At 71.7% G+C, this 6,745-nt stretch carries 7 protein-coding genes; all 7 read left to right on the top strand.

Annotated features, from left to right (window positions below; genetic code table 11):
• The first annotated feature begins 291 nt into the window (after nt 1-291).
• The 7 genes from VFZ70_10950 to VFZ70_10920 all read left to right on the top strand — a co-directional run bounded on the left by VFZ70_10950 (nt 292) and on the right by VFZ70_10920 (nt 6,740).
• Nucleotides 292-1,257, top strand: coding sequence for a quinone oxidoreductase (locus VFZ70_10950; protein HEX6256313.1), 966 nt, complete (start codon nt 292-294; stop codon nt 1,255-1,257).
• 81 nt (nt 1,258-1,338) lie between these two features.
• A complete protein-coding gene (locus tag VFZ70_10945; GenBank protein ID HEX6256312.1) occupies nt 1,339-3,249 on the top strand; it encodes a propionyl-CoA synthetase in 1,911 nt (636 codons plus the stop codon).
• A gap of 117 nt (nt 3,250-3,366) precedes the next feature.
• The gene (locus tag VFZ70_10940; protein HEX6256311.1) at nt 3,367-4,086 is read left to right on the top strand and encodes a Stp1/IreP family PP2C-type Ser/Thr phosphatase; all 720 of its coding nucleotides are present in this window, start codon (nt 3,367-3,369) and stop codon (nt 4,084-4,086) included.
• Nucleotides 4,087-4,171: 85 nt separating this feature from the next.
• A complete protein-coding gene (locus VFZ70_10935) occupies nt 4,172-4,813 on the top strand; it encodes a protein-L-isoaspartate(D-aspartate) O-methyltransferase (protein ID HEX6256310.1) in 642 nt (213 codons plus the stop codon).
• Between the two features lie 56 nt (nt 4,814-4,869).
• Entirely contained in the window at nt 4,870-5,682 is an 813-nt protein-coding gene (locus tag VFZ70_10930) for an NmrA family NAD(P)-binding protein (protein ID HEX6256309.1), read from the top strand.
• A 72-nt stretch (nt 5,683-5,754) separates the two neighbouring features.
• Complete coding sequence (locus VFZ70_10925; protein ID HEX6256308.1) at nt 5,755-5,937, top strand: hypothetical protein; 183 nt, start codon at nt 5,755-5,757, stop codon at nt 5,935-5,937.
• On the top strand, nt 5,937-6,740 hold the full coding sequence (locus VFZ70_10920) for an enoyl-CoA hydratase-related protein (GenBank protein HEX6256307.1): 804 nt from the start codon (nt 5,937-5,939) through the stop codon (nt 6,738-6,740). The genes VFZ70_10925 and VFZ70_10920 overlap by 1 nt, the downstream gene beginning before the upstream one ends.
• The last annotated feature ends 5 nt before the right edge of the window (nt 6,741-6,745 follow it).

Below are 6,745 nucleotides of genomic sequence, written 5' to 3'. Positions count from 1 at the left end.
GGACGTCCGCGAGCTGCTCATCGCGAACCTCGGTGTCGTCGTGTCGTGTTGCCATCGTTGCTCCATCGGCTCGAGCGAACCCGGTCCGACCCCCCGGCGGGCAGACGGTACGGAGGTCCATCACCGCACCTTTTCTGCCCGGCCACGTACCCTGCGGTGCACCAGATCAACCACGTGGCCGACATGCCGGCGAGGTGGTCCGGCAACGGGGCTGGGTACACGGTGCGGCGTGGAGTACGCCACGGGACCGGCGGATCGCGCCGGTCGACGACAGCGATGGAGGATGCGGACATGCGGGCGATCCGGGTGGGTGCGACCGGCGGACCGGAGGAGTTGCAGCTGTGCGATGTGGACGACCCGACGCCGGGTGCGGGGGAGGTGCTGGTCCGCGTGGCCGCCGCAGGCCTGAACTTCATCGACGTGTACCACCGGACCGGCAGATACCCGCTCGACCTGCCGACCGGCATCGGCCTCGAAGGGGCCGGCGTCGTCGAGGAGGTCGGCGCCGGCGTCACGGAGTTCGCTCCGGGTGACCGTGTCGCGTGGGCGAACGAGCTCGGCTCCTACGCCGAGCTCCAGACCGTGCCGGCCCACCGGACCGTCGTGGTGCCCGACGACATCGACGTGAAGGTCGCCGCGGGGGTCATGCTGCAGGGCATGACCGCGCACTACCTGGTCACCAGCACCTTCGCGCTGGGCAGCGAGCACACGGCGTTGATCCATGCCGGTGCCGGCGGCGTCGGCCAGCTGCTGGTCCAGCTCGCCTCGCGTGCCGGTGCGCGCGTGCTTGCGACCGTGTCGACTGCTGAGAAGGCCGAACTGGCGGCCGCCGCAGGAGCCGACGATGTCATCCGCTACACCGAGGTCGACTTCGCTGAGGAGGTCGAGCGCCTGACCGACGGCGGCGTCGACGTGGTGTACGAGTCGGTCGGCAGGGCGACGTTCGACCGGAGCCTCACCTGCCTGCGCCCCCGCGGGTACCTGGTCTTGTATGGCCAGTCCAGCGGGGCGGTCGAACCGTTCGATCCGCAGCGGCTGGCCGCCGGTGGGTCGTTGTTCCTGACCCGGCCGACCCTGTTCCACTACATCTCCACCACGGAGGAGCTGCGGTGGCGGGCCGGCGAGCTGTTCGACGCGATCGTCGACGGCGGTCTGACGGTGCGCATCGATCGCGAGCTGCCGCTGGCCGATGCGGCCGATGCCCACCGCTACATCGAGGGTCGTGGCACGCGGGGGAAGGTCCTGCTCGTGCCGTGACGCGGGCGCGTCGGGGTCTGGGCGTTCGAGACGTTGGGTACGCTGCCGTCCGCCGAGCCGGACGTCGAAGGAGTTCGTGACGTGATCTCAGGCAGCGACCGCGGGTCGTCGCAGGGTGCGACCTACGCAGAGCAGTTCCGCCGCAGCATCGATGATCCGGAGGGGTTCTGGCGGGAAGCCGCTGAGCTGATCACATGGGACACCGAGCCAGGCACAGTGCTCGACACCAGCGACCCGTCGCACCCACGCTGGTTCGCAGACGGGCGGCTGAACACCTGCCGCAACGCCGTCGACCGCCACCTCGGCGCCCGTGGTGACCAGCTGGCGATCGTCCACGACTCGCCGGTGACCGGCGGCATCACCCGCCTGACATACCGCGAGCTGCACGACCAGGTCGCGACGTTCGCCGGGGCGCTGCGCAACCTCGGGGTGGGGACCGGCGACCGCGTCATCATCTACATGCCGATGGTGCCGGAGGCCGCGGTCGCGATGCTGGCCTGTGCCCGGATCGGCGCCGTGCACTCCGTGGTGTTCGGCGGGTTCGCGCCCCGCGAGCTGGCCGTGCGCATCGACGACGCCAGGCCCACGGTCCTGGTCGCCGCGTCCTGCGGCATCGAGCCGTCGCGTGTCATCGAGTACATGCCGATCGTCAACAAGGCACTCGACATGGCGACCCACCAGCCCGACGCCTGCGTCGTGCTCCAGCGCGACACCGCACCGGCTGAGCTGACCGACGGCCGTGATCACTCGTGGGTCGATGTGATGGCGGCCGCCGAGCCGGTCGACTGCGTGACGCTCGCAGGCGATGACCCGCTCTACATCCTCTACACGTCCGGCACGACCGGCAAGCCCAAGGGCGTGCTGCGTGACAACGGCGGTCACGCGGTCGCCCTGCGCTGGAGCATGCCGAACATCTACGACACGCATCCGGGCGAGGTGTACTGGGCGGCGTCGGACGTCGGCTGGGTCGTCGGCCACTCCTACATCGTCTACGCGCCGCTGCTGACGGGCTGCACGACGATCATGTACGAGGGCAAGCCGGTCGGCACCCCCGATGCTGGTGCCTTCTGGCGGGTCATCGCCGAACACGGCGTGCACACGCTGTTCACGGCGCCCACCGCGTTCCGGGCGATCAAGAAGCAGGACCCCAAGGGGGAGCACCTCGAGGGCCATGACCTGTCGCGTTTCCGGGCGCTGTTCCTCGCGGGGGAGCGCACCGACCCCGACACCTACGACTGGGCAACGGACCTGCTCGACCGCCCGGTGATCGACCACTGGTGGCAGACCGAGACCGGATGGCCCATCGTGGCCAACCCGATCGGCATCGAGCAGCTGCCCATCAAGCCGGGCTCGGCAGCCGTGCCGGTGCCGGGCTGGCAGGTGGAGGTGCTCGACGAGAAGGGCCGGCAACGGGCCGCGGGGGAGGAGGGCGCGATCGCGATCGCCCTGCCGCTGCCGCCCGGCGCGCTGCTGACCGTGTACGGCGACGACGAACGCTACGTCGCCGAGTACCTGTCGACCTATGACGGCTACTACCTGACCGGCGACGGCGGCTACATCGACGACGACGGCTACGTGTTCGTCATGGGACGTACCGACGACGTCATCAACGTCGCCGGCCACCGGCTGTCGACCGGCGCGATGGAGGAGGTGGTCGCGTCGCACGCCGACGTCGCCGAGTGCGCGGTCATCGGCGTGGCCGACCAGATGAAGGGCCAGCTACCGGTCGGCTTCGTGGTCCTGAAGGCCGGCGTCGACGCCGACCACGACCGGCTGCGGACCGAGCTCGTCCAGATGGTACGCGACGAGGTCGGCGCGGTCGCGGGGTTCCGCGACGTCCGGGTCGTCGACAGACTGCCCAAGACGCGATCCGGCAAGATCCTGCGACGGACCATGCGCAACATCGCCGACGGCAAGGACTATGCGACGCCCTCGACGATCGAGGACGCTGATGCGCTGGCGACGATCGAGCGGGCTGTCGGCCGTTCCTGACCACCCTCGCGCCGCCGCCGCGCCCGGCCGGATGGGCGAGGTGCAGGCCCGACAGCGCGTGTGCGAAGATGTACACGGGGCATCCTCCTACTGCACTCGAGGACGGGCGGAGGCGGCGTGAGGTTGAGCAGTGCTGCGGGAACGCACGTCGGGTTGATCCGCCCGCAGAACGAGGACAGCTACCTGTGCGCGCATCCGGTCTACGCGGTCGCAGACGGCCTCGGCGGCCACGCGGCGGGGGAGGTCGCCTCGGCGCTCGTGGTCGAACGCCTCGGTGAGCTCACGTTCGATGAGGACACCACCGCCGACGCAGCGCAGCAGGAGCTCGCGGAGGCCGTACGTGACGCCAACCGCACGATCCACCGCTCTGCCGCCCAGGACCCACAGCGGGCCGGCATGGGCACGACCGTGACCGCCGCGGTCGCGGTCGGTGCGACGGTGTGCTTCGCCCACGTCGGCGACAGTCGCGGCTACCTGCTGCGTAGCGGCGAGCTGTCACAGATCACCGAGGACCACACGCCGGTCCAGCGTGCGGTGCGCGCGGGCGTGATCTCCGCCGAGGAGGCGCAGCACCACCCGAGCCGGCACGTGCTGGCGCAGGCCGTCGGGCTCGACGTCGACGTCGAGGTCGACACACCGCGGGTCGACCTGCAGGCCGGTGACCGGATCGTGCTGTGCACCGACGGCATGACCGATCCGATCCCGGACGTCGACATCCCCGGCGTCATCGGCGACGCCGACACCCCGGACGCCGCCGTCAAGGCGCTGATCGACGCGGCCCTGCAGCGCGGCGGGCCCGACAACGTCACGGTCGTCGTCCTCGACGCCACGGCGTGAGCACCGTGACCACGTCGCGCAGCCGGTCGGGTGGCAGGCGGCGTGGTGGACGGGGGGCCCGTCGGACCGACGACGGGCACGGCTGATGCCGGCGCGCGGCCGGACGTCGCTCGTCGAGCGCGCGGCCGCGCTCGGCGTGACCGACCAGCGCGTCCTCGACGCCATGGCCCGGTTGCCCCGGGTGGCGTTCGTGCCGCCGAGCGCCCGGCTGATCGCCAACCGCGATGCGCCGATCCCGATCGGGCACGGACAGACCACGTCGCAACCCACGTTGATCGCACACATCGTCGCGTCGCTCGAGCTCGGCCCGAACGACCGGGTGCTCGAGGTCGGGACCGGCCTGGGATACCAGACCGCACTGCTCGCACTCGTCGCCGGCCAGGTCTACAGCATCGACCGCTTCACCGACCTGGTCGAGAGGGCCCGCGGCAACCTCGCCTCGCGCCAGATCCACAACGTGGTCCTCACCGTTGGTGACGGGACCCTCGGCTGGCCCGAGCACGCACCGTTCGACGCCATCGTCGTGTCCGCCGCGTTCGCCGAGGTGCCGCCGCCGCTCGTCGAGCAGCTGGCCGAGGGCGGGCGACTGATCCAGCCGCTCGGTGAGCAACGCGGCGACGACCTGGTGCGCTACGTCAAGCGTGACGGTGCCCTGGTGGTCGACCGACACCTCGGTGCGGCGCGCTTCGTGCCCCTGCGCGGCACGCACGGCCTCGCCGACGACTGACCCATCGCGGGCGTTCGATCGCCGGGGCGAGTCGGCTGCGCGCTAGCCTGACGGCCATGCCCGTGCTGGTGACCGGAGCCGAGCACGGCCTCGGTGCCGCCGTGACGGAGCAGCTGCTGGCGGCCGGCGGTGAGGTCCGTGCCTTCCTCGACGCGACCTCCGTCGGCGACGACGTCGCCGCCGCACTCCGCGCGCGTGGCTGCAAGGTCGCCGTGGGTGAGCTCGACGATGAGGGGCACATGGAGGCGGCACTCGCGCAGGTGCACACCGTCGCGCACTGCGTCGTCGGACCGCTGGAAGATCCGGCCGCGCAGGTCGCGGACGCCGCGACGCTCGCGAGTGCGCTGCTGGGGGCCGGCGTGCGGCGGCTGGTGTGGGTCCGCGAGCTCGCCGCCGACCCGGCGAATCCGTACCTTGCTGCTCTGGACGAGATCGACGATCTGTTCGAGGACCTGCCCGTCGAGACCGTCACGCTGTCGACCGCTGTGCGGTACGGGCCCGCCGACCCGCTCACCAGGCGGCTCGCCGCAGGGTGGGTGCCGGCCACCGCGGTCGACCTCGACACGCCGCACGCGCCGATCCACCTCGGCGACGTGGCCCGCGCGGTCATCGCAGCCGATCGGCAGCGCGCCGCGGCCGCAGACCTGCACATGCGCCTCGGCCTGGTGGGACCCGAGGCGATGTCGCTGGGTGAGCTGCTCGCGCGGCTCGGGGCCCCTGCCGAGGAGCCTGCGGCGCGGCGGGCCGACGCCGCGCCCGCGTGGCTGACCGACTGGCTGTCGCACGCTGCCGTCGCGCCGCCCGACGGTCCCGCGCCCATGAACGTGGCGCGCGGCGCGATCCACCTCCCGACCCCGGCGGCGCGATGACGCCGTGTTAGCGCTGGCATCGCAACGGGGTACACGCACACGGCGTGCCCATCGAACCCAAGGCGGTCCGCAGTGAACGACGAGTACCACTGGTGTCATAGGCACAACCGGGTTGAGGCCAGCGGTGAGACGTGCCCGGAGCGCTACCTGCTCGGTCCCTACCCGACGGCCGCCGCCGCCCGCAACTGGAGGCAGCAGCGCGACGCACGCGAGGATCGTTGGGAGGCGCAGGACGAGGCCTGGGAGGGCGAGTGATGGCCGACGGCGGTGAGCGGCGGATCGGTGACCACGTCGTGCTGTCGCGGTCCGGCGACCGCGTGGTGACCGTGCGGATCGATCGCCCGCCTGTCAACGCGCTGAACTTCCAGGTGTGGGATGAACTGCTGGAGGCTGCGACAGAGCTGGCGACCGACACCGAGGCCCGCGCGGTCGTCCTGTGGGGTGGCGAGCGCGCGTTCGCAGCGGGCGCGGACATCAAGGCGATGGCCGACGAGTCGTTCCAGAGCTTCGCTTCGCGCGCCGCGCGGCTGCAGGAGGCCCTGCGGGCGGTCGCGCAGCTGCCCCAGGTCGTGATCGCGGCGGTGACCGGCTACGCCCTGGGCGGAGGGTGCGAGCTGGCGTTGACCGCGGACTTCCGCTTCGCCGCCGCGGACGCCAGCCTGGGCCAGCCCGAGATCCTGCTCGGCATCATCCCCGGTGCCGGGGGAACGCAGCGCCTGCCGCGCCTCATCGGCGTCCAGCGCGCCCGCGAGCTCGTGTACACCGGTCGGATCGTCGAGGCCGCCGAGGCACTCGACATCGGCCTCGTCGACAGGGTGTGCTCCGCGGACGAGGTCTACGATGCGGCGCTCGAGCAGGCGCGGACCTACGCCCGTGGTCCGTTCGCCCTGCGGTTGGCCAAGCAGGCCATCGATCAGGGCATGGAGCTCGATCTCGACGCCGCACTGCGTCTGGAGTCGGCCCTGTTCACCGCCTGCTTCGCGACCGACGATCGCGAGATCGGCATGCGCGCGTTCATCGAGCACGGGCCCGGCAGGGCGGAGTTCACCGGCCGCTGACGCCG

The organism is Euzebyales bacterium (assembly GCA_036374135.1).
Lineage (GTDB): Bacteria > Actinomycetota > Nitriliruptoria > Euzebyales > JAHELV01 > JAHELV01.
Note: the sequence above shows the minus strand (reverse complement) of the source record. Positions and strands in the feature narration are given on the sequence as shown.